The organism is Vibrio hangzhouensis (assembly GCF_900107935.1).
GTDB classification, from domain to species: domain Bacteria; phylum Pseudomonadota; class Gammaproteobacteria; order Enterobacterales; family Vibrionaceae; genus Vibrio; species Vibrio hangzhouensis.
This window is the reverse complement of sequence record NZ_FNVG01000011.1, coordinates 120,249-142,363: the sequence shown is the minus strand read 5'-3', so window position 1 is coordinate 142,363 and position 22,115 is coordinate 120,249. Positions and strand designations below refer to the sequence as shown.

The 22,115-nt window shown below is 47.5% G+C and carries 23 protein-coding genes; 21 read left to right on the top strand and 2 right to left on the bottom strand.

What is annotated here, in order from left to right; translation table 11 throughout:
- The 21 genes from flhF to C4S60_RS12660 all read left to right on the top strand — a co-directional run bounded on the left by flhF (position 1) and on the right by C4S60_RS12660 (position 18,838).
- Positions 1-1,512 (top strand): flagellar biosynthesis GTPase FlhF, encoded by a 1,512-nt coding sequence (gene flhF, locus C4S60_RS12760; protein WP_103880730.1) that lies wholly within the window; start codon positions 1-3, stop codon positions 1,510-1,512.
- 12 nt (positions 1,513-1,524) lie between these two features.
- Positions 1,525-2,412: a MinD/ParA family protein gene (locus C4S60_RS12755; protein ID WP_103880764.1), complete on the top strand. Its 888-nt coding sequence runs from the start codon at positions 1,525-1,527 to the stop codon at positions 2,410-2,412.
- Complete coding sequence (locus tag C4S60_RS12750; RefSeq protein ID WP_103880729.1) at positions 2,405-3,136, top strand: RNA polymerase sigma factor FliA; 732 nt, start codon at positions 2,405-2,407, stop codon at positions 3,134-3,136. The genes C4S60_RS12755 and C4S60_RS12750 overlap by 8 nt, the downstream gene beginning before the upstream one ends.
- 45 nt (positions 3,137-3,181) lie before the next feature.
- Positions 3,182-3,550 carry a chemotaxis response regulator CheY gene (gene cheY, locus C4S60_RS12745; protein WP_006069980.1) on the top strand — a complete coding sequence of 123 codons (369 nt, stop codon included), beginning with the start codon at positions 3,182-3,184 and terminating at the stop codon, positions 3,548-3,550.
- 30 nt (positions 3,551-3,580) lie between these two features.
- Entirely contained in the window at positions 3,581-4,297 is a 717-nt protein-coding gene (locus C4S60_RS12740; RefSeq protein WP_103880728.1) for a protein phosphatase CheZ, read from the top strand.
- An 8-nt stretch (positions 4,298-4,305) separates the two neighbouring features.
- A complete protein-coding gene (locus C4S60_RS12735; RefSeq protein ID WP_103880727.1) occupies positions 4,306-6,531 on the top strand; it encodes a chemotaxis protein CheA in 2,226 nt (741 codons plus the stop codon).
- Positions 6,532-6,542: 11 nt separating this feature from the next.
- Positions 6,543-7,625, top strand: a complete 1,083-nt coding sequence (locus C4S60_RS12730) for a protein-glutamate methylesterase/protein-glutamine glutaminase (protein WP_103880726.1) — start codon at positions 6,543-6,545, stop codon at positions 7,623-7,625.
- Positions 7,626-7,627: 2 nt separating this feature from the next.
- Positions 7,628-8,407 carry a ParA family protein gene (locus tag C4S60_RS12725; RefSeq protein WP_103880725.1) on the top strand — a complete coding sequence of 260 codons (780 nt, stop codon included), beginning with the start codon at positions 7,628-7,630 and terminating at the stop codon, positions 8,405-8,407.
- On the top strand, positions 8,397-9,404 hold the full coding sequence (locus C4S60_RS12720; RefSeq protein ID WP_103880724.1) for a chemotaxis protein CheW: 1,008 nt from the start codon (positions 8,397-8,399) through the stop codon (positions 9,402-9,404). The genes C4S60_RS12725 and C4S60_RS12720 overlap by 11 nt, the downstream gene beginning before the upstream one ends.
- Positions 9,405-9,478: 74 nt before the next feature.
- Positions 9,479-9,973 carry a chemotaxis protein CheW gene (locus tag C4S60_RS12715; RefSeq protein ID WP_103880723.1) on the top strand — a complete coding sequence of 165 codons (495 nt, stop codon included), beginning with the start codon at positions 9,479-9,481 and terminating at the stop codon, positions 9,971-9,973.
- Positions 9,973-10,476 (top strand): DUF2802 domain-containing protein, encoded by a 504-nt coding sequence (locus C4S60_RS12710; protein WP_103880722.1) that lies wholly within the window; start codon positions 9,973-9,975, stop codon positions 10,474-10,476. The genes C4S60_RS12715 and C4S60_RS12710 overlap by 1 nt, the downstream gene beginning before the upstream one ends.
- Positions 10,477-10,765: 289 nt before the next feature.
- The gene (ccmA, locus tag C4S60_RS12705; RefSeq protein ID WP_103880721.1) at positions 10,766-11,383 is read left to right on the top strand and encodes a cytochrome c biogenesis heme-transporting ATPase CcmA; all 618 of its coding nucleotides are present in this window, start codon (positions 10,766-10,768) and stop codon (positions 11,381-11,383) included.
- Position 11,384: 1 nt separating this feature from the next.
- Positions 11,385-12,053 carry a heme exporter protein CcmB gene (gene ccmB / locus C4S60_RS12700; protein ID WP_103880720.1) on the top strand — a complete coding sequence of 223 codons (669 nt, stop codon included), beginning with the start codon at positions 11,385-11,387 and terminating at the stop codon, positions 12,051-12,053.
- 65 nt (positions 12,054-12,118) lie between these two features.
- Positions 12,119-12,868 carry a heme ABC transporter permease gene (locus C4S60_RS12695; protein WP_103880719.1) on the top strand — a complete coding sequence of 250 codons (750 nt, stop codon included), beginning with the start codon at positions 12,119-12,121 and terminating at the stop codon, positions 12,866-12,868.
- A 5-nt stretch (positions 12,869-12,873) separates the two neighbouring features.
- Positions 12,874-13,080 carry a heme exporter protein CcmD gene (gene ccmD, locus C4S60_RS12690; RefSeq protein ID WP_103880718.1) on the top strand — a complete coding sequence of 69 codons (207 nt, stop codon included), beginning with the start codon at positions 12,874-12,876 and terminating at the stop codon, positions 13,078-13,080.
- Positions 13,077-13,562 (top strand): cytochrome c maturation protein CcmE, encoded by a 486-nt coding sequence (ccmE, locus tag C4S60_RS12685; RefSeq protein WP_103880717.1) that lies wholly within the window; start codon positions 13,077-13,079, stop codon positions 13,560-13,562. The genes ccmD and ccmE overlap by 4 nt, the downstream gene beginning before the upstream one ends.
- The gene (locus tag C4S60_RS12680) at positions 13,559-15,520 is read left to right on the top strand and encodes a heme lyase CcmF/NrfE family subunit (protein ID WP_103880716.1); all 1,962 of its coding nucleotides are present in this window, start codon (positions 13,559-13,561) and stop codon (positions 15,518-15,520) included. Before ccmE ends, C4S60_RS12680 begins: the two co-directional genes overlap by 4 nt.
- Complete coding sequence (locus C4S60_RS12675) at positions 15,520-16,074, top strand: DsbE family thiol:disulfide interchange protein (protein ID WP_103880715.1); 555 nt, start codon at positions 15,520-15,522, stop codon at positions 16,072-16,074. The genes C4S60_RS12680 and C4S60_RS12675 overlap by 1 nt, the downstream gene beginning before the upstream one ends.
- Positions 16,071-16,553, top strand: a complete 483-nt coding sequence (locus tag C4S60_RS12670) for a cytochrome c-type biogenesis protein (protein WP_103880714.1) — start codon at positions 16,071-16,073, stop codon at positions 16,551-16,553. Before C4S60_RS12675 ends, C4S60_RS12670 begins: the two co-directional genes overlap by 4 nt.
- Positions 16,553-17,767: a c-type cytochrome biogenesis protein CcmI gene (gene ccmI / locus C4S60_RS12665; RefSeq protein WP_103880713.1), complete on the top strand. Its 1,215-nt coding sequence runs from the start codon at positions 16,553-16,555 to the stop codon at positions 17,765-17,767. The genes C4S60_RS12670 and ccmI overlap by 1 nt, the downstream gene beginning before the upstream one ends.
- Positions 17,768-17,965: 198 nt before the next feature.
- Positions 17,966-18,838, top strand: coding sequence for an MlaA family lipoprotein (locus C4S60_RS12660; RefSeq protein WP_103880712.1), 873 nt, complete (start codon positions 17,966-17,968; stop codon positions 18,836-18,838).
- A gap of 125 nt (positions 18,839-18,963) precedes the next feature.
- Here the strand turns inward: C4S60_RS12660 and C4S60_RS12655 are convergent, their stop codons facing one another.
- Positions 18,964-20,250, bottom strand: a complete 1,287-nt coding sequence (locus C4S60_RS12655) for an outer membrane protein transport protein (RefSeq protein WP_103880763.1) — start codon at positions 20,248-20,250, stop codon at positions 18,964-18,966.
- 294 nt (positions 20,251-20,544) lie between these two features.
- Entirely contained in the window at positions 20,545-21,876 is a 1,332-nt protein-coding gene (locus C4S60_RS12650; protein ID WP_103880711.1) for an outer membrane protein transport protein, read from the bottom strand.
- Positions 21,877-22,115 lie beyond the last annotated feature (239 nt).

The window sequence follows — 22,115 nt, the reverse complement described above, 5'->3', positions numbered from 1 at the left end:
TTGAAAATTAAACGATTTTTTGCCAGAGACATGCGTCAGGCTCTGCTCCAGGTTAAAGAGGAGCTGGGTGCAGATGCTGTGATCATGTCCAACAAGAAAGTGGCAGGTGGTGTAGAAATCGTTGCTGCCATTGACGGAGACGCGGCGCAAGCTCAGCCGCGACAGATGCAGAGTAATGCTCTGACAGCGCCTGCGCGTCCAAATAACCTGACAGAGCCTACCGGCGATGGCCGCAATCTTAAGGAAGATGTAGTAAGCCTGAACCAGAGCCGAGCTTCTGGCTCTCCTTCGGTAACGGACAGATTTGCCAACATGCTTAAAAACTACCGCAATGGTGAAAGCGTGGAAAGTAAAAACAGTGTGACCCCACCTGATTCCCTTTCCGCTCTGCTTGAGCGTCAGTCCGAAAGGGCAAAATCGGTTAGTGAAGGCTACAAAGCCTCCGACCGCTACCAGTATGCTCAGGACAACCGTTCAGAGTTTTCTGAGCGTGATGCTTCACCATTACGTTCAGGCCAACGTGCTTCCTATCGTAGTGACAATCATCAAGAACCCGCGCGACGAGCAGCACCTGGTCGAGATGGCAAGCTAGGCGAAGAGTTAGAGGCTATGAAAGAAGACATGTCTTCGATACGTCGCCTGCTGGAGCATCAGGTATCAGGGCTGATGTGGCAGGAAGTTGAACGCCGTGAGCCGCTACGTGCCATGTTGATTAAGCGATTGGAACGTATGGGGATTTCTCCAGAACTTTCTGATCAGCTTGCCTGCTATATTCCCGAGGATACTCCACCACAAAAGGCCTGGAAGGCGCTTCTGTCTCTTGTCTCTGACCAAATCGTGATTAGTAAACAGGATCTGCTGCGCAAAGGTGGCATCGTAGCCTTGTTGGGCCCGACTGGCGTGGGAAAAACCACCACGGTTGCCAAGTTGGCTGCAAGAGCGGCGATGGAATACGGCTCAGACAACGTCGCCTTGGTGACGACTGACACCTATCGTATCGGTGCTCACGAGCAGTTGTCCATTTACGGCAGAATTATGGGATGCCCTGTAAGAGTTGCTAAAGATTCTGAAGAACTGGCCGATGTACTTTATCAGTTAAGAAATCGTCGCCTGATTCTTATAGATACAGCGGGTATGGGACAGCGAGATGTTCGACTGTCTGAGCAACTGGATACCCTGATGCAGGAAAGTGGCGAAGTGATTCACAGCTATCTGGTGCTGCCGGCCACAGCGCAGCGACAGGTACTTCAGGAAACATTGGATCACTTCAGACGCATTCCCCTCTCAGGCTGCATTATGACTAAGTTGGACGAGTCTTTAAGTCTGGGTGAATTTATTAGTGTGGTAGTACAAAACGCATTACCGGTGACTTACATTGCTAACGGGCAGCGAGTGCCAGAAGACATTGTAATTGCGCAACCTAAGTATATGGTCGCTAAAGCGAACGAATTATTAGAGAAGTCGACAGAAAATGAACCCCACTTCTGGAACAGTGATATGGAGGGGGTTTAGGTGCAAGCGAATATGACAAATAACATGATACATGATCAGGCGAGTGGCCTAAGACGTTTGACACAACCGACGTTGACCAAAGTAATTTCAGTGACCGGAGGTAAGGGCGGCGTTGGTAAGTCCAACGTTACTCTGGGTCTTGCGATCTGTATGGCTCGCCAGGGCAAGAAGGTGATGGTTCTAGACGCCGATCTTGGACTGGCCAATGTGGATGTCATGTTGGGGATTCGTCCCAAGAAAAACCTCGGGCATGTACTTGCGGGTGAGTGCGACCTAAAAGACGCGATCGTTGAAGGTCCACACGGTATTAGGATCATTCCCGCCACTTCTGGCACCCAGAGTATGACAGAGCTTAGCCATGCTCAGCATATGGGTCTTATTCGGGCTTTTGGTAGCCTGGAAGAAGAAATGGACGTGTTGTTGGTGGATACCGCTGCAGGCATTTCCGATATGGTTGTTAGCTTTTCGAGAGCGGCACAGGATGTGGTGGTGGTCGTTTGTGATGAACCGACTTCAATTACCGATGCGTATGCGTTGATTAAGCTGTTAAGTCGCGAACATCAGGTCCAGCGCTTTAAGGTTGTTGCTAACATGGTGCGCAGTTATCGTGAAGGTCGAGAACTGTTCACAAAACTGACATTAGTGACAGAGCGATTCCTAAACGTGAGTCTTGAGCTAGTGGCGTGCATTCCACTTGATGATAAGGTGAGGCAAGCAGTGAAAAGACAGAAGATTGTTGTCGATGCTTTTCCTCGTTCACCAGCGGCGCTTGCACTCAGTTCATTAGCCAACAAAGCATTGACCTGGCCGATTCCCAAGGTACCGAGTGGCCACCTTGAGTTCTTCGTCGAGAGACTGCTAAATAGAACTGATGCAATAGAGGAACCGTTTGGTGAATAAAGCTTTGACTTACGACCAGCATGCCAATTTGAGTGGTCAGCAAGCTTTCTTGGAGAAATACTCAGTATTGGTGAAAAGGATTGCTCACCATCTGATTGGTCGACTACCACCCAATGTATTGGTAGAGGACCTGATACAGGCTGGCATGATTGGCCTGATTGAGGCACAAAAAAATTATGATGGCAGCAAGGGCGCCAGTTTTGAAACCTATGCAGGGATTCGAATTCGCGGTGCCATGCTGGATGATATTCGTCGCGGTGACTGGGTACCACGTTCAGTACATAAACATAGCCGTGACATTTCGCAAGCCATTTCGGTATTGGAAGTGGAGCTCAATCGAGATCCGACGGACGTCGAAGTGGCAAACTATTTGGGGCTGAGCCTTGCTCAATATCACAAAGCTTTGACCGATATTAGTTGTTCCAAGTTAGTGGGTATTGAAGATTTGGGCGTGTCTGAAGATTCAGTCTCTGTTTCAGATGAAGACGATAACTCACCATTTCAGGGTGTCGCGGACGATGCGTTTCGCGAAGCGTTAATAGAATCAATAAAATCGCTCCCAGAGCGTGAAGCATTAACGTTATCACTGTATTATGATGAAGAGTTAAATTTGAAGGAGATAGGTGAGATATTGGGCGTCAGCGAATCGCGCGTTAGTCAGATATTAAGCCAATCGATGCAGCGTCTTCGCACCAAGCTGAGTGCTTGGACCGATAATAATTAATAAACACTGATCTTGCTTTCAGTGGAGGCAATTTTGAATAAAAACATGAAAATCCTTATTGTTGACGACTTTTCAACAATGCGACGTATTGTCAAAAACCTTCTACGCGACTTGGGCTTTAGCAATACGCTAGAAGCTGACGACGGTTTAACGGCATTACCAATGCTTAAAAAAGGCGACTTTGACTTTGTGGTCACAGACTGGAACATGCCGGGTATGCAGGGTATTGACCTTTTAAGGCACATTCGCGCGGATGAAGAACTGAAACATTTGCCTGTATTGATGATCACAGCGGAAGCTAAGCGTGAACAGATCATCGAAGCAGCACAAGCAGGCGTGAATGGCTATATCGTCAAGCCGTTTACTGCAGCGACATTAAAAGAAAAACTAGACAAAATTTTTGAGCGCTTATAACGCGTTCTCATAGCAAATGGCTATATCAGAATGATTTCATTGGAACAAGCTAAGCAGCTTGTTGAGTTGTTGGAACACGACAAGCAACAAGAAGCGAACAAGCTGGTCATGATGATTCAAGGCGGTAGTGAGCGTCGCGTCCTGCAAGAAGTAGGAGCGTTGACCCGCGATCTGCACGATGCTTTAACGGAATTTAGCATTGATACGCGTCTCAATGAGATCGCTAACGATGAAATCCCCGAAGCACGAGACCGTCTGGAATACGTTATCAATAAGACCGAAGTTTCGGCCAATACGACCATGGACGCGGTTGAACGGTGCTTGCCTATGGCAGACAACCTCCATGACTGCTTATTGCAAGTTCGTCCTCAGTGGAACGAACTGATGCATGGAAGGCTAGAACTGCAACAATTCAAAGACCTGTGTCATCGCATTGATGAACTGTTAAGTCAGGTTGAGGGAGACAGTACCGAATTACGTACTCAACTCACCAACATTCTAATGGCGCAGGATTTTCAAGACCTTACTGGACAAATCATTCGCCGCGTTATCACTTTAGTCAGTGAAGTGGAAACGAGGCTGGTGGAAATCTTGAAAGTGTTCAGTGACGAACAACAATCAATAACAACAAAACCAAAGCAGGCACCAGTTGGCGTTGAGGGACCCATTATTAACCCTCACGAGCGGGACGATGCCGTTTCTTCGCAAGACGAAGTGGATGATTTGCTTTCGAGTCTTGGGTTTTAGGGGTGACTATGAGCTACGAGTTAGATGAAGAGATCTTACAGGATTTTCTAGTGGAAGCTGGAGAGATTCTCGAGTTGCTATCAGAGCAACTGGTTGAATTAGAAAATAATCCAGATGACAAAGATCTGTTGAATGCAATATTTAGAGGCTTTCATACCGTTAAGGGGGGAGCCGGTTTCTTGTCTCTTACTGAACTTGTTGATACCTGCCACGGTGCTGAAAATGTCTTTGACATTCTTCGCAATGGTCAACGTTCGCTGAACGCAAGTTTGATGGATACCATGCTTAAGGCGTTGGACACAGTCAATCATCAGTTTCAGTCTGTTCAGAATATGGACCCGATTGCCCCAGCTGACCCTGCTTTACTTGAGGAACTCCACCGTTTAAGTAGGCCTGAGTCAGCAGACGAGTTGTCATCTGCTCCTGCTCCGATTGTTGAAACACCGGAGCCCTTTGTACCGAATCAGACAGCCGAAGCCAGTCTAAGTGTTATTGAATCAACGCCAGTGTCTAATGGTGACTCAATTGACGATATCACTCAGGATGAATTTGAGCGTCTTCTTGACGAACTGCACGGTAAGGGTGGAAGTCCTACCAAAGCGGCGAAGCCGTCGGCCTCTGTCGTTGACATTGCCCCGGTTGCTCCCGCGGAATTGCCGTCTTCTGATATCACTGATGATGAATTTGAAAAGTTGTTGGATGAGTTGCACGGGGTTGGTAAAGGGCCGTCTGCCAATAATGTAGAATCATCTGCCACTCCAACCAAAGATCCAGTCGCGGCCAAGCCTGCTGACGCCACTGATGGCGGCGACCTTATGACCGACGAAGAGTTCGAGAAGTTACTCGATGAATTACATGGCGTGGGTAAAGGCCCGTCACCTGACGAGTTAGAAGTTGCCACCAAGCCCGCAACGCTTAACTCAGCATCAGCAGAGGTTATGTCTCAACCTGTCGCGGAAGTGAAAGCGGCACCTTCTGTGGCCCCGGCTCCTGAAAAATCGTTGCCGGCGGCGCAAGAGAACAAAAGCACAGCAGTCCAGGTGAAGAAGCCGCAGGCTGAAGCCACGGTACGTGTTGATACTTCGACATTAGACACCATCATGAACATGGTGGGCGAGTTAGTTCTGGTACGTAACCGACTAGTGAGTCTTGGCCTGAACAGCAACGACGAAGAGATGTCGAAAGCGGTCTCAAATCTGGATGTGGTGACGGCAGACCTTCAGGGTGCCGTGATGAAAACTCGCATGCAGCCAATTAAGAAAGTCTTTGGCCGTTTCCCTCGAGTGATCCGTGATTTGGCTCGCAGCCTCAATAAAGACATCACATTGGAGATGCAGGGAGAAGATACCGATCTGGATAAGAACCTGGTCGAAGCGCTTGCTGATCCACTGATCCACTTAGTCCGAAACTCGGTTGACCATGGCATTGAAATGCCAGACATTCGTGAACAGGCGGGTAAGCCTCGCACTGGTAAGGTCACCTTATCAGCGTCGCAAGAAGGTGACCATATTGAGCTTGCTATCGTCGATGACGGTGGCGGTATGGATCCGGAAAAACTCAGAGCTATTGCGGTTAAACGCGGCATGATGGATGAAGACGCCGCTTCGCGTCTGACGGATAAAGAATGTTTTAACCTCATCTTTATGCCAGGCTTCTCGAGTAAAGAAAAAATTTCAGACATTTCGGGCCGTGGCGTGGGCATGGATGTGGTAAATACCGCTATTAATGCTCTAAACGGATCTATTGATATCGACTCTGAGCTGGGTAAAGGTACTAAGATCATCATCAAAGTGCCGCTGACGCTGGCGATTCTACCGACCTTGATGGTAGGTGTCGGTGGCAATCCTTTTGCCTTGCCATTAGCTAGCGTGAATGAGATTTTCCATCTGGATCTGAGCCGTACCAATGTCGTAGATGGCCAGCTCACCATTATTGTCCGCGACAAGTCTATCCCACTGTTTTATTTGCAGAACTGGTTAGCACCACATGCAGGAAGAGCTGAGCAGCGCAAAGGTCATGGTCACGTTGTTATCGTGCAAATTGGTAGCCAGCGTGTCGGATTTGTTGTGGATACGCTCATTGGTCAGGAAGAAGTGGTTATCAAGCCACTGGACAGTCTGCTTCAGGGTACTCCAGGCATGGCTGGAGCGACCATTACCAGCGATGGTCATATTGCGCTAATTCTTGACGTGCCTGACTTGCTTAAGCAGTACGCAGCGGCATCGCGTATCTGATAAGGAAATCTATGTCTTTAAAAGTACTCGTAGTCGATGACTCCAGTTTTTTCCGTCGACGTGTCAGCGACATCATAAACGCGGCACCTCGACTGGAGGTGGTTGATGTCGCAACCAACGGCAAAGAAGCGGTTGAGAAAGCATTGGCACTGAAACCCGATGTCATCACCATGGACATTGAGATGCCAGTGATGGATGGCATCAGCGCGGTTCGGGAAATCATGGCTTCTCAGCCAACGCCAATTCTTATGTTTTCATCGCTCACCCATGAAGGGGCAAAAGCGACACTCGATGCTCTGGAAGCTGGCGCGCTTGATTTCCTACCCAAGAAGTTTGAGGACATTGCCAGAAATAAAGATGAAGCGGTTAACCTGCTTCAACAGCGCGTGCAGCAGATTGCCAGTCGACGGGCTTTGCTTCGCAGAACCTCACTACGTCCAGTGCGCCCGGTGGTATCCGCTTCGAGCAGAACCACATCGATAACAACGTCACCAACGCGATTCAGAGCAAGTGGCAAGAGTTATCAGTTGACGGCTATCGGCACGTCCACAGGCGGTCCGGTGGCATTGCAAAAGATACTGACCAAATTACCGGCCAATTATCCGCATCCTATTTTGTTGATTCAACACATGCCAGCCACGTTTACGGCTGCGTTCGCCGCCAGACTTAACTCTTTATGCCAGATAACGGTCAAAGAGGCCGCAGATGGTGACGTGCTAAAACCTGGCGTAGCTTATCTGGCACCAGGCGGCATGCAAATGATGCTTGAAGGACGCGCCAATAGTGCCAAGATACGTATTCTCGATGGTGGCGACCGCATGAACTACAAACCTTGTGTCGACGTCACTTTTGGTTCTGCTGCGAAAATCTATCAGGACAAGGTCCTGTCTATGGTACTAACAGGGATGGGCGCTGACGGTCGCGAAGGTGCGCGAATGCTTAAAAGTTCCGGTTCGACAGTCTGGGCACAGGATGAGGAATCCTGCGTGGTATATGGAATGCCACAAGCGGTCGCTAAAGCGGGAATTTCCAGTGAGGATCTTCCTCTTGAGCGTATCGCTGAGCGCATTTTAGTCGAGTTAAAGAGGCACTAACTATGATCGTATGGAGTGTCGCAAACCAAAAAGGCGGTGTCGGTAAGACTACAACCACGGTAACTTTAGCGGGATTGTTGAGCCAGAAGGGGCACAGAGTATTACTTATTGATACTGACCCTCATGCTTCACTGACGACTTATCTGGGTATGGATTCAGATGAGCTCAAACAAAGTTTGTTTGACTTGTTTCAGCTTAAAGAGTTTTCTGAGAGTCGCGTCAAAGCCCTTATCCATAACACAGATATCGATAACATCGATATTTTGCCTGCTCACATGTCGTTAGCAACTCTGGACCGTGTGATGGGCAATCGCAGTGGCATGGGATTGATTTTGAAACGTGCATTGCTGACGTTACGTGAGCGATACGATTATGTGTTGATTGACTGTCCACCTATACTGGGCGTGATGATGGTCAATGCTCTGGCTGCAAGCGATCGGATATTGATTCCGGTCCAGACTGAGTTCTTGGCGATGAAAGGGCTCGAACGCATGGTGCGTACGTTGGCTATCATGCAAAAATCGCGTCAAAGACCGTTTAAAGTAACCATAGTCCCGACTATGTACGACAAGCGTACACGAGCTTCATTGCAAACCCTGACTCAATTAAAGCATGATTATCCATCACAGGTATGGAGTTCTGCCGTACCGATAGATACTAAGTTTCGTGATGCAAGCCTGAAGCACATGCCTGCCTCGCATTTTGCTGCGGGAAGTCGCGGTGTCTTTGCGTACAAGCAGCTATTAATCTATCTCGAGAGGCTGGCACAAGATGAAAGCTGATGCGGCACCATTATCGAGTGAACAAGCGTTGGACGACTACTTTTCGTCATTGCTGGGGCTTGAAGACGATGTTGATACAGAAGTTCTGGATGCGCCATTGGTAGAGCCTGAGGTTCAGCAACAGACTGAGGTTCAGCGACAGACTGAGGTTGATATCGCGCCAGAGATCGTAGATCACTTGAGTAGTGATTATCCAGAACAAGAAGTAGAAGCGCCAAAACAACAACCCCAGTCCCAGTTGCAGGTAGCAGCCGCATCAAAGCAGTTTGTGGACTGTGAGCAACCCGATCTTGCTCATTTAGAAAAACTGTTTAGTGGTTTGCAGTCACAGGTTGCCAGCGAGTGTGAACCGATGGTTAAACCGGAAATAGTGACCGAGCTTGAGCAGGCCGAAACCGAGCCCGAAATTCAGAACTGGGACACCGATGTCACGCTTGAGGTTGAACCAGAGGTTAAAGCAACGCCAGAGGTAGCCGATATCATAAAAGAGCAGGTTGCCGCTCATAATGAAATACCGGATGTGCCGCAGCAATGGCGCAATGGTGAACGTGCCGAGGGGTTTCAGGTTCTTTACTTCGATGTGAATGGTGTCACTTTTGCTGTTCCTTTGGACGAACTAGGTGGTATTCACCAGATGGGCGAGCTAAATCATTTGATTGGCAAACCCAGTTGGTATCTGGGGCTTCAATCGAGCCGGGAAAATAAACTCGACGTTGTTGATACGGCGCGTTGGGTCATGCCGGACGTACTGAGTGACAATGCACACCAAGATGTATACGAATATATCGTGATGCTGGGGGAAAGCAACTGGGGGTTGGCCTCCAGTGAACTGAAAGGTACAGAATTACTAATGCCCGAAGCTGTGAGGTGGCGAGAGAAAGCCGGAAAACGCCCCTGGCTGGCTGGCATGGTAAAGCAACAAATGTGTGCGCTGGTTCATGTGTCTGAGTTAATCGACATGCTAAATGCTGGTTTAGATGTTAAATCGGTACAATAACAAACAATATTGATGCAATGGCACCCAGCGGAGTTTGTGCTGGGCTGTGCGGTGAAGAAATTGAGAGGAAGACTATGTCTCAAACGATGGATGTTGAACTAAGAAAAGATCAAGCTAACGACGAAGTGCTTCAGTGGGTGACTTTCCAGTTAGAAGAGGAAACGTACGGCATCAATGTAATGCAGGTTCGTGAAGTACTCCGTTATTCCGAGATAGCACCGGTTCCGGGTGCGCCAGACTACGTGCTGGGTATCATCAATCTGCGTGGTAACGTGGTTACGGTGATCGACACACGTTCACGATTTGGCCTGATGCCGGGCGAAATTACCGATAATACTCGCATTATCGTGATTGAGTCTGAGCGACAAGTGATTGGTATTTTAGTAGACAGTGTTGCGGAAGTGGTTTACCTGCGTTCTTCAGAGATCGATACTACACCAAGTGTGGGAACCGACGAAAGCGCCAAGTTTATTCAGGGCGTCAGTAACCGTGATGGTAAGTTGCTCATTCTGGTTGATCTTAATAAACTGCTCTCGGAAGATGAGTGGGACGAGATGGCTTACCTATAATGATGGACGCGTTACCCCTAATGTCGCCGCTTTTCTGGGGAGCGGTGGCATTAGTTGTGATTTTATTCGGCTGGCTTGTGAAGGTTCATCGCAATTTGAATCTTCACCAGGCCCACGCACGTCAGCAGAAGCGGGCTCTGGAAAAAGAAGTCGAGAAGTGCAATAAGCAGTTGCTTGAGGTTCGTTCCGTTTTGGTTGGTCTCGGACAAAAAATGTCTGAGCAGGAAGAGATCATTGCCCATCTTACTGAGCGGATTATTGAACTTGAGAATGTCGACAGTGATGGCCGACTCTATACCCGGGCCAACAAAATGGTCAAACTGGGTGCTGACATCAATGAACTGATTGAAGAATGTGAGCTCCCAAAAGCAGAAGCTGAACTGATGCTTTCACTGCAAAACAAAATCGCCGGTAAGGAGCAGGTCCCACCGCTTCACAAGGCGAAACAAGCTGTTCGCAAGTCGCCATCGCAAGGCTACGCCCCTTCAAAAAGATTAAGATAAACATTACAGGGCATCAATAACGCATTGATGTTCTTGTTCTATTTCAATAACAACATTAACAATCTCTTACGGTTTTACTGTCGTCATAGTAATACGGTTTGCTATTCTATTACCCGCAGTTATGTGAAAAAATAAGAAATTTTATACCACTTTATGGGTATATATTTCGTTTTAAGAACAGCAATTTATAGTTTCTTACTAAGTTTCGTGAAGCGGGTTTGATCATTATCGTTTCTCCGTATGGTAGCTATGGTAAGATGAAGGTCCTGTCGAACCAGTATGTAAATGAATGTTAGAAGTAACAAAATTATCAGCGATTCGTGATGAACGCGTATTATTTGAGAATTTATCTTTTTCTTTACAATTAGGCGACCTTGTTCAGATTGAAGGACGCAATGGCACCGGAAAAACAACGCTCATGCGTATTGTGGCGGGCCTGGGTGATAAAGAAGAAGGGGATATCAAATGGAACGGTGAAAAAATCGAGTCAAATCGAGAAGAGTATCACCAATCCTTGTTGTTTCTTGGGCATCAGACTGGTGTTAAGCGCGACCTCACTGCGTTTGAAAATCTCAAATTCTATCAATCTATCCATGCGCCCGATACCTCGGAGGAGCAGATTTTTACAGCCCTCACTCAGGTTGGCCTCGCGGGTCGTGAAGATGTGCCTGTGGCACAACTGTCAGCAGGTCAGCAACGACGGGTTGCGTTGGCACGTCTTTGGCTGAGCGAACAGCCATTGTGGATACTGGATGAGCCTTTGACTGCCATTGATAAACAAGGTGTGAAAGTTCTGGAGAACTTATTTTTAAGTCATGCAGAAAAGGGCGGAATCGTGTTGTTGACGACTCACCAGGATATGTTTAGCGATAACCCTAAACTGAAAAAGATTAAGCTTGGAGAGTAGTATGATCGCGTCCATGATGAAAATTATTCGTCGAGAGCTGCTCATCGCATTTCGTCGTCAGGCAGACATTTTTAACCCGCTGTGGTTTTTTATTATTGTTATTACCCTTTTCCCGCTCAGTATTGGTCCGGAGCCTAACCTATTGGCTCGGATTTCCGCGGGGATCGTATGGGTTGCCGCACTGCTGTCGGCACTGCTTTCTCTGGAGCGTTTGTTTAAAGATGATTTTCAGGATGGTTCATTGGAGCAGATGATGCTAATGCCTATCCCGTTGCAACTGGTCGTGATGGCGAAAATCATTGCTCATTGGATATTAACGGGATTACCGTTAATCATCATTAGTCCATTGCTGGCGATACTGCTGTCTTTGGACACTACTACCTGGATTGCTGTCGTATCAACTCTACTGGTCGGTACGCCTACCTTGAGTTTTATTGGCGCCATCGGCGTCGCACTAACGGTTGGATTGCAAAAGGGGGGCGTGTTGCTGAGTTTGCTCGTGTTGCCTCTCTACATACCTATTCTAATATTTGCTACCTCCGCGATTGATGCTGCATCATTGGGTGTCGCGTATAATGGTCAGTTGGCTTTGCTGGCTGCCATGTTAGCTGGGGCGATGACTCTCACCCCGTTTGCTATCAGCGCCGCTTTAAGAGTTAGCGTAAATTAGAAAACTAAAACGCTTTTATCACCTGTGTGTGATGAGGGAAATGTCGTCTAAGAGTGAGAAACACTATGTGGAAATGGCTTCATCCTTATGCCAAACCCGAAACCACTTACCAACTGTGCGGTAAGCTTCTACCTTGGTTCGCCACGCTGGCATTGGCCTGCTTGTCTATTGGCACCATTTGGGGCTTAGCCTTCGCGCCTGCTGATTACCAGCAAGGTGATAGTTTCCGTATTATCTACATCCACGTACCTTCGGCAATCTGGTCGATGGGTGTCTATATGTCAATGGCGATTGCTGCCTTCATTGGTTTAGTCTGGCAGGTTAAATTGTCCAGTATGGCGGCATTGGCAATGGCACCAATTGGCGCCGTCTTTACTTTCATCGCCCTGCTTACGGGGGCGGTTTGGGGCAAGCCGATGTGGGGGGCCTGGTGGGTGTGGGATGCACGCCTGACATCGGAACTGATTCTTCTATTTCTCTATCTTGGTGTAATCGCACTTTACCATGCGTTTGATGATCAAAAAACGGCCGCTAAGGCCGCGGGTATATTAGCGATTGTAGGTGTGATCAATTTACCCATCATTCACTTTTCGGTCGAGTGGTGGAATACCCTGCATCAAGGGGCAACAATCACCAAGTTTGCTAAGCCTTCAATTTCGACCGATATGTTGTGGCCGCTGTTGCTCAACATATTTGGGTTTGCATTTTTCTTCGGCACACTGACTTTAATCCGACTTCGTAATGAAATTATCAGCAAAGAAGGCCATCGTCCGTGGGTGGTCCAACTGGCAGCACAAGTGAAGCAAAGAGGTTAAGTATTATGCATTTTGAATCCTTGAGTGACTTTTTTGCGATGGGTGGCTACGCCTCTTACGTGTGGAGTGCGTTTGGCATTACCTTTTTATCTCTGATTATTTTGCTCGTGACCAGCGTGTCACGAGGAAAGAAACTACTTAAAGACGTTCAAGCTAAAGTCGATAGGCAAGCGCGTATCGAAGCGGCAAAAAATATGGAGAACACACTATGACCCCAAGACGTAAGAAAAGGCTGGGTATCATTCTGGCCATTTTCATTGGTATCAGTGCGACCGTTGGTCTTATTCTCTATGCCTTGAACCAAAACATGGATCTGTTCTATACGCCAACGGAACTGGTGAATGGTAAGCAGGATGGCTCGAAGCCAGAAATCGGTCAGCGTCTGCGTATTGGTGGCATGGTGGTTGCCGGTTCTGTATCTCGTGATTCAGAGTCTCTGCGTGTCAGCTTCGATTTGGCCGATGTGGGTCCGAAGGTGACGGTGGTTTACGATGGTATCCTGCCAGACCTGTTCCGTGAGGGGCAGGGGATTGTTGCTCAGGGTGTTCTGATCGAGCCGACTAAGATTGAAGCTTTCGAAGTACTGGCAAAACACGACGAAGAGTATATGCCACCGGAAGTGGCGGAAGCGATGAAGAAGACTCACGAGCCGCTGCAATATTCTAAACAACAGAAACAAGGAAGCGGTCAATGATTGCTGAAATTGGTCACTTTGCACTGATACTCTCGCTGAGTTTATCCGTGCTACTCAGTATTTTGCCGCTCATTGGGGCATCAAAGAACAGCACAATGCTGATGAACACCGCCAGACCTCTTTCCTGGGGTATGTTCATTATGTTGTTATTGTCATTCCTGATTCTGGAGTGGTCGTTTTACGTCAATGATTTCACGCTGCAATACGTCGCAAACAATTCAAATACCCAGCTTCCATGGTACTACCGTCTGACGGCGGTTTGGGGGGCTCACGAAGGTTCATTGCTGTTATGGGTACTCATCCAGGCTGCATGGACAGTAGCAGTTGCTAGCTTCAGTCGCGGTATGCCGCAAGAGTCAGTTGCTCGCGTACTGGCAGTGATGGGGATGATTACGGTTGGCTTCTTACTATTTATCATCGTGACGTCAAACCCATTCCTACGTACCTTACCTTTCTTCCCGGTAGATGGCCGCGACCTAAACCCGCTGCTGCAGGACCCGGGATTGATTATTCACCCACCTATGCTTTATATGGGCTATGTGGGCTTCTCAGTTGCGTTCTCGTTTGCCATTGCATCTTTGATGTCTGGCCGTCTGGATACGGCATGGGCACGCTGGTCTCGTCCATGGACCACGGCTGCTTGGGTGTTTCTAACGCTGGGTATCGCGCTAGGCTCTTGGTGGGCATACTATGAGCTAGGCTGGGGCGGCTGGTGGTTCTGGGATCCTGTTGAAAATGCGTCTTTCATGCCTTGGTTAGCAGGTACAGCGCTGATGCACTCTCTGGCAGTGACGGAAAAACGCGGAACCTTCAAGGCCTGGACTGTGCTTTTGGCTATCTCTGCATTCTCATTGAGTTTGCTTGGAACTTTCCTGGTACGTTCCGGTATTCTGGTATCGGTACACGCGTTCGCATCTGATCCATCACGTGGCATGTTCATTCTTGGCTTCCTTGTCTTCGTTATTGGTGGTTCGCTGTTGCTGTTTGCCCTCAAGGGCGCGTCCGTTCGAGTGCGCGGTAACTTCGACTTGCTGTCGCGCGAGAACGCATTGCTTGGCAACAACGTCTTGCTGATGGCGGCACTTGTGGTCGTTCTTGTAGGTACTCTGCTTCCTTTAGTGCATAAACAAATTGGCTTGGGCTCTGTCTCCATCGGGGCGCCTTTCTTCAATATGCTGTTTACCTGGTTAATGGTGCCGTTTGCCTTTTTGTTGGGGATTGGGCCACTGATCCGTTGGAAGCGTGACAAGATGTCAACATTAGCGAAACCAATGTTGGTTTCCGGTGTGATCTCATTGGTGTTCTCAGCTCTGATGGTTGTACTGCTGTCTGAGTACTTCACAGGACTGGCTTTCCTTGGCTGGCTGATGGCTTCGTGGATTGTCACCATGCACTGTTTCGAACTTTACGAGCGCGCGACACACCGCCACAGTTTTGCCGAAGGTATTAAAAAGCTGCCACGCAACCACTGGGCAATGGTTATGGGTCATATTGGTCTGGCAGTGACGGTCATTGGTATTGCAATGGTCCAGAACTACAGTATCGAACGCGATGTGCGTCTGGCTCCGGGCGAGCACTATCAGATCAATGATTATGATTTTTACTTTAAAGGCCTGCGCGATAAAGACGGACCAAACTATGACGGCTATATAGCGGACTTTGAAATCACGAAAGATGGAAAATATATCAACACGCTACATGCCGAGAAGCGCTTCTATCGCACGGCGAAGTCGATGATGACAGAAGCGGCGATTGACCGTGGCGTGACTCGTGATCTTTACATTGCGATGGGTGAGCGATTGGACGATGGTAAGTCATGGGCAGTACGTATTTATCACAAGCCGTTTGTGCGCTGGATCTGGCTGGGGGCGTTGATTATGTCCCTGGGTGGGGCTCTGTCCATTAGTGACAAGCGCTATCGTTTCAGAAAAACGGCTAAGACGACAGGAGATGCATAATGAATAAAAAGATTCTGTTTATTCCTCTCATCGCCTTCCTTGTTTTAGTTGCTGTGTTTGCGATTCAGCTTGGTAAAAATCAGGCTGGCGATGATCCAACGAAACTGGAATCAGTTCTCATTGGTAAGCAGGTTCCGAAGTTTCGCCTTGAAGACTTGGCGGAGCCGGGCAAGTTGTATAATCAGGACGTCTTTAAGGGCGAGCCTCTACTTCTGAATGTATGGGCGACCTGGTGTCCGACTTGTTATGCTGAGCATCAGTACCTCAATGAACTTGCGGCCCAGGGGGTCAAAATCATTGGCCTTAACTACAAAGACCAACGTAACAAAGCGGTTCAGTGGTTAAATGAGTTGGGTAACCCCTATTTAATCAGCCTGTTTGACGGAGACGGAATGCTGGGACTGGATCTGGGTGTTTATGGAGCGCCAGAGACCTTTCTGATTGATGCAAATGGCGTGATTCGTTATCGACACGTCGGCGACGTGAATCCGCGTAACTGGAGTGAAAAGTTGCAGCCTCTCTATCAGCAGATGTTAGAGGAGGATAAACAATGAAAAAGTGGTTAGTTGCTTTTGCATCATCCTTGTTGCTGGCGCTGGGCGCTCATGCTGCCATTGAAGTTCATGAGTTTGACTCTCTGGAGCAAGAAAATCAGTTCAAAGAGCTTAATCAGACCCTTCGCTGTCCAAAGTGTCAGAACAACACAATCGGTGACTCCAATGCCGAATTGGCGCAAGACCTGCGTCAGAAAGTGTACGAGATGACCAAAGAGGGTAAATCAAAAGATGAGATCGTAGATTATATGATCGCCCGATACGGCAATTTTGTGACCTATCAGCCACCACTTACGCTAGCGACATCTGTTTTGTGGTTAGGCCCGTTCGTCGTCATCGTTATTGGCTTTGGTCTGATTGTGGTTCGTAGCCGCAGAAATCGCACTAAACAAGCGAGTGATAACAGTGAGTGGAATGAAGAAAAAGAAGCTCAGCTGAAAGCTCTGCTAGATGAAAAAGAGACTGGAGATAAGCAGTAATGACACTTTTTTGGATATCAACAGTCGCTCTGGTTTTCGTCGCTATTCTGTTGTTGGTGATGACGCTCAACAGCAAGAAAGCCAACAATGATGAGCAGCTGCGTGACGAATTAAATAAGGCATTCTACAAAGACCGTTTATCTGAGTTGGAAGAGGAAACCAGTGAAGGCTTGGTGGAAAACCAACAAGACCTGATCGATGACCTGAAGCAATCTCTGCTGGATGACATTCCTCAGCAACAGGAAGTCGCCAAGACCAATGTGTCACTGATGGCTATTTTATTGCCGTCAGCGATTTTGATTGTAGTGCTTACGTACGGTATGTACATGCACTTTGGAGGAGCGGAAAAGGTGAAAAACTGGCATGAAGTGTCAGCTAATTTACCTGAGCTTTCTAAGAAGTTGATGGCTGGCTCCGCTGAGCCAATGACGGAAGACGAAATGCAGGATCTGACTCTGGCGCTTCGTACTCGTCTCCATTATCAGAAAGATGACTCCACGGGCTGGCTTCTGCTAGGACGTATCGCTCTGGCTAACCGTGACGTTGCCACTGCAACAGATGCGATGGAGAATGCGTACCGTATTGAACCAGATAATGCCGACGTCAAACTAGGTTACGCTCAGGCGTTGATGATGTCTCAGGATGAGATGGATCAGAATCGTGCACGTAGCTTGCTAACCAGCTTGATACAGGAAGAGTACGTAGATCTCAGAGTATTTTCTTTACTGGCGTTTGATGCATTTGAGCGTGAAGATTTTGCAAGTGCGATTCGCTACTGGTCAGTGATGCAGAGAATGATTGGCCCGGAAGACAGCCGTTACGAAATGCTAACCCGAAGCATCGAAAGTGCCAAGGCACGCATGGGTGAGCCTGTTGTTAAGGGTGAATCCGTTGCCGTGGAGATTTCACTAAGCCCAGGCGTTCAGGTCCCTGAGGGCGCGGCGCTGATTGTGTCGGTGCATCCGGCTGATGGTTCGCCGATGCCAGTCGCAGCTGCGCGTTATCCATTAGGTTCATTCCCACGCACTGTGGTTCTCGATGATAACAACAGCATGATGGAAGGGCGTAAGTTATCCAGCCTTGAAGGGTTAGTCGTTCGTGTTCGTATTGATAGCGACGGCAATGTTGCGACCCGAGATGGCGATTGGTATGGCGAGAGTCAGCCTGCCAAACTAGGGGAAACTGTGAAGGTAGATATCAACCAACAGTACTAAATTATCGTTAACAAACCTGCAATTTGATTAATAAAATGTTGCCTGGATGGTTGCTTTCACTGGCTTGAGATGTAGCATACCGCTATACTCTTGGTTAGTGGTTATCACAACAATCTAGTGCATACGTCCTATAAATCAAATAATTAGGGACTATAAAAACGACTAATTGCTAGATTGTTATGGCTTATGGATGAGGTTATGCAGTCAGCATTGACCGGCAAAAAGGTAACACTTTTTGCCGTTTTTGTTTCTTGCGTATTTCTTGTTGGTTGCTCTTCTGCCCCTGATGAAGACGCATTACCGATAGAGAGCCAGGAAACAGCAATAAATCAATCAAACACCCCCTATGGTAGTGTGGAAGACACAGGCGGTGAAGTGACTGTGCCTGAACAACCAATACAGGTCGGCACCGATGTGTATGACCCCTTTGAGAGCTTTAACCGAGCAATGTGGGCGGTTAACTATGATTACCTCGACCCTTACCTGGTACGTCCTGTTTCCCTTGCTTACGTCAATTACACGCCCGATCCGGTGCGTTTGGGGATTCGCAATTTCCTTGCTAACCTCGACGAACCATTCAGTGCCGTGAATAATGCGGTCATGGGGAATGGAGCTACAGCTCTGGATCACTTCAATCGATTTTGGATTAACAGTACCGTAGGTCTACTGGGGTTCATTGACATTGCCTCTGCGGCAGGTATCGAAAAACGCGAAAAGAAAGAGTTTGGTGACGCTATTGGTCATTATGGAGTGGCAACCGGTCCGTACATTATGATCCCCGCATACGGACCGATTGTGTTGCGTGAGGGAGCGGATTTGGTTGACGGACTTTACCCACCTATATCGTTTCTAAACTTCTGGGCAAAGTTTGGAAAGTGGGCGCTGGAAGGCATGGAAAAACGAGCGTTGGTCGTGCCGCAGGAAGCAACTCTGGAGCAGTCCCCAGACCCTTATTCGCTAACGCGTGATGTTTATATCCAACGGCAGAACTACAAAGCCGAGATAGACACAGAACAAGTGAATGAAGCGGAAGAAGCATATATAGATGATTATCTGGAAGGTTTTGAGTAGTGAGTCTTTCGTTAGAAGCGCACCTAAGTACCCGTTGTCATTCTCACCTAACTCAAAATTACCGTCATCTTCACGCAAGTAAAGATGACGGTACTTCTAAAGCGTCTTAATATTTGAGTCGAGGGTTAGAAGCGATAGTTCGCTTGAATACCAACAATCCAAACATCACCGGTGATTTCGCCATTGAAGTCACCAAATTTTGCTGCTTCATCATCAGAACTGTCGCGAGGTTCATTGATAGAAGCCGTGCGTGCCATGATGTATGTCAGTCCACCATCTAAGCTGAATTGATCGGAAAACATATAGCTTGCGCCAGCACTTAGCCAGGTACGGTCGGTTTCAGGGATGGTTGTCGTGCGGTATTTGTCATCGACGGCTGACATGTCGTAAGCCACACCACCACGTAGCGTAAGTTTTTGGTTTAGTGCATAGGTCGTACCGAGAGCGAAGCGGTAACTGTCCTTCCAGTTCTCTTGCTTAATGTGGCTACTTGTACCATCGACGAATTCAGCGTGCAGTTCTTTAAAGCTGCTCCATTGGGTCCAGTTGATGCTCGAGTGAAGGGCCCATTGAGTGTTAAGTTGATGGAAGCTCGATAGCTCAGCCGTTGCCGGTAGAGCGACACTCAACTTACCGTCTTTCTTACCCATAAAACCAAAACCAATGCCTTCACCGTGCCCTTCGAAATCCATCATTACTTCGGATTTGTAGGCAAAACCAATGCGGTTTGTATCATTGACTTGCCAGGCCGCCCCCAAAACATAGCCCCATGAAGAGTCAGTGCCTTCGACATATTTCAAGTAGTCACCCTTAGATACAGGAATATCAACGCCAGGAGCTACCGGTATACTCGTATCAAAAGGCACTGTCGCACCAATTTTACCTTCACCCGTTACATAGCGAATACCTCCACCGAAGCTAAACTGTTCGTTGAGTTTATAGGCTAGACTGGCAACTGCTTCAACCGTCATGATCTTGGCTTCGTTGCCATATTGAGTGGCTTTGAAATCACTACCTAGGTCTGTTTCCATACCGTAGTTAGAGCTCAGGGCAAAACCAGTGACAAACTTATCGTTAATCTGGTGAGAGATATAAAAATTAGGTACTGGGGCGCCCTTGGCAATATCGTTTGCTTCCGTGTAGCCAGCGAATGAAGACGTTCCTTTGACATCAATATTCGGCTCTACATAAAGCACACCACCAGAGATCTGAGTCCCCGCTAGATAGGTCAACATCGCTGGATTACGCCATTGTGCGCTTGCATTGTCAGCCATTGCTGCCTCACCTGCAAATGCGCGTCCTAAGCCCGTTGCTGAGTATTCTGCCAGCTGAAAACCTGCTGCTGATACCTGTGTAGAGGAGAGCAGCCCCAAAACCACTGCAAGAGAAAGGGGAGTTCGTTTTGAAATTATCATTATTGTACGCTCAAAGTATTTTTATGAAGAGCGCTGATTGTATTTTTAGAGTAAATGCTTTAAAACGATTTTAGTGTAAAGGATGCAATTTTGATATTTTATTTTGCAAAATGCTTTTAGGTTAGGTTAAAAAATGGGATGTTACGCAGATGTTTCGATATTTCAGCGTACAGATGTAAACGAAACGCAACGATTGGTAAGACCAGTTGTAAGCTGAAACTATCAAGTAGAGGAAGAGCGGATAGAAAAAAGGGCCGGAATACCGACCCTTAGAAAGTTTAGCTATTTAGCTTAAAAACTGTAGCTGTATTGGATGCCAGCCAGCCATGCATTTGCACGAGTAGTTGCCGTCAAATCAGGAGCAAGAGGATTAGTTTCAGAAACTGAAACATCTTTGCCCATTAGATAAGTTACACCAAGATCTACAGTGTGGTGTTTATTGAAATTGTAACCAGCACCAAATGAGAACCAATGACGGTCAGAATCTGGTACTGAGATTGACGTAAGCTGATCTTGAGCTGCAGTGTCATACATGTAACCTGCACGTAGAGTCCAGTCGTTGTTTAGATAGTATGTTCCCCCCAACGCAGCGTGGTAACCATCTTTCCATTCGTAGTCTTTAATAGTTTGACCGGTGTTAGTTGCAACTTTGTCAAATACACTCCAACCTATCCACTGTAAGCTATAGTGAACGGCAAATTTGGAATCTTCGATTTTGTGATAGCCTGAGAACTCTAACATACTTGGTAGTGGTAATGTCACGCTATCATAAGACTGCTGTGATGCAACTGGGACGGTCCCGCCTCCAGCCGTGATGTTAGGGCCAAAATTAACAGTGCCATCTGCATCTACTGCCGGGCTATAGTGGTAGGCTAGGCCGAATCGGTTATTTTGGTTGAGCTCAAAAACGGCACCTAGGTTAAAGCCTAGGCCATAGCCTGTAGCGTCGATATCAACTATAGCCTGTTGACCAATTGGATCTGAGTCTGAGACTGGTAGTCCTGGTGGCAGCGGAACACTAGGTGTAGCTGGAGATGTTTCACGCTTTAATCTACCAGTTCCTTGAATAATATCGATGCCGCCACCAACGCTCCACTGTTCATTAATTCGATAAGCAGCATTTAGTGTCAAGTTAACACTCGTTATCTCGGTCGTACCACCATAAACTTTTGCTAAGTTGTTATTACCAAAAGAGTCGCTAAAGTTGTTAGTTGTACCGAAGTTGGAATAAAGGCCTGCACCTAACGCCCATTTGTCGTTTAGGCGATGGACATAATATATGTTAGGTACGTATGAAGTAGCGGTATTGTTGGCGTTAGGTTCTTGTAAACCATAAGGAGGTGCACCTGCACCACCAATGTCTTTAACATCGATACTCGAAGCGATCACATTCACACCACCAGAAAACTGGTGCGAATCAAACAACGTCATCGCTGCCGCGTTACGTGCCATGACTGAAGCGTTGTCAGCAATTACTGCATCACCCGCAAATGCACGGCCTAGGCCGGTTGCTGATTGAGAGTTAAGTTGGAAACCTGCTGCCGCTGCTTGATGGGAGGCGAAAGTAAGTGACGAGATTGCCACTGCTAATAGTGTTTTTTTATACAGACGCGAAGTAGTCATTTAGTATACATCCTTTGTTGTAATCGCCTCTTTTGGGCGTTAGTTAAAATTGAGTTAAAACTCAATTTCGGGGCTGATCCTAATCGCTAGTATAATCAATACAAATCTGACCAGTAATAAAAATGTCGGGAAAAGTATATAAATGACGACTATATGGCAGGAAATGCATCTAATAACGTTATTTTTAGAGTTAGAGCTCTAATAATAGCGTTATTATTAAAAAAAGAGCCTTATTCTGG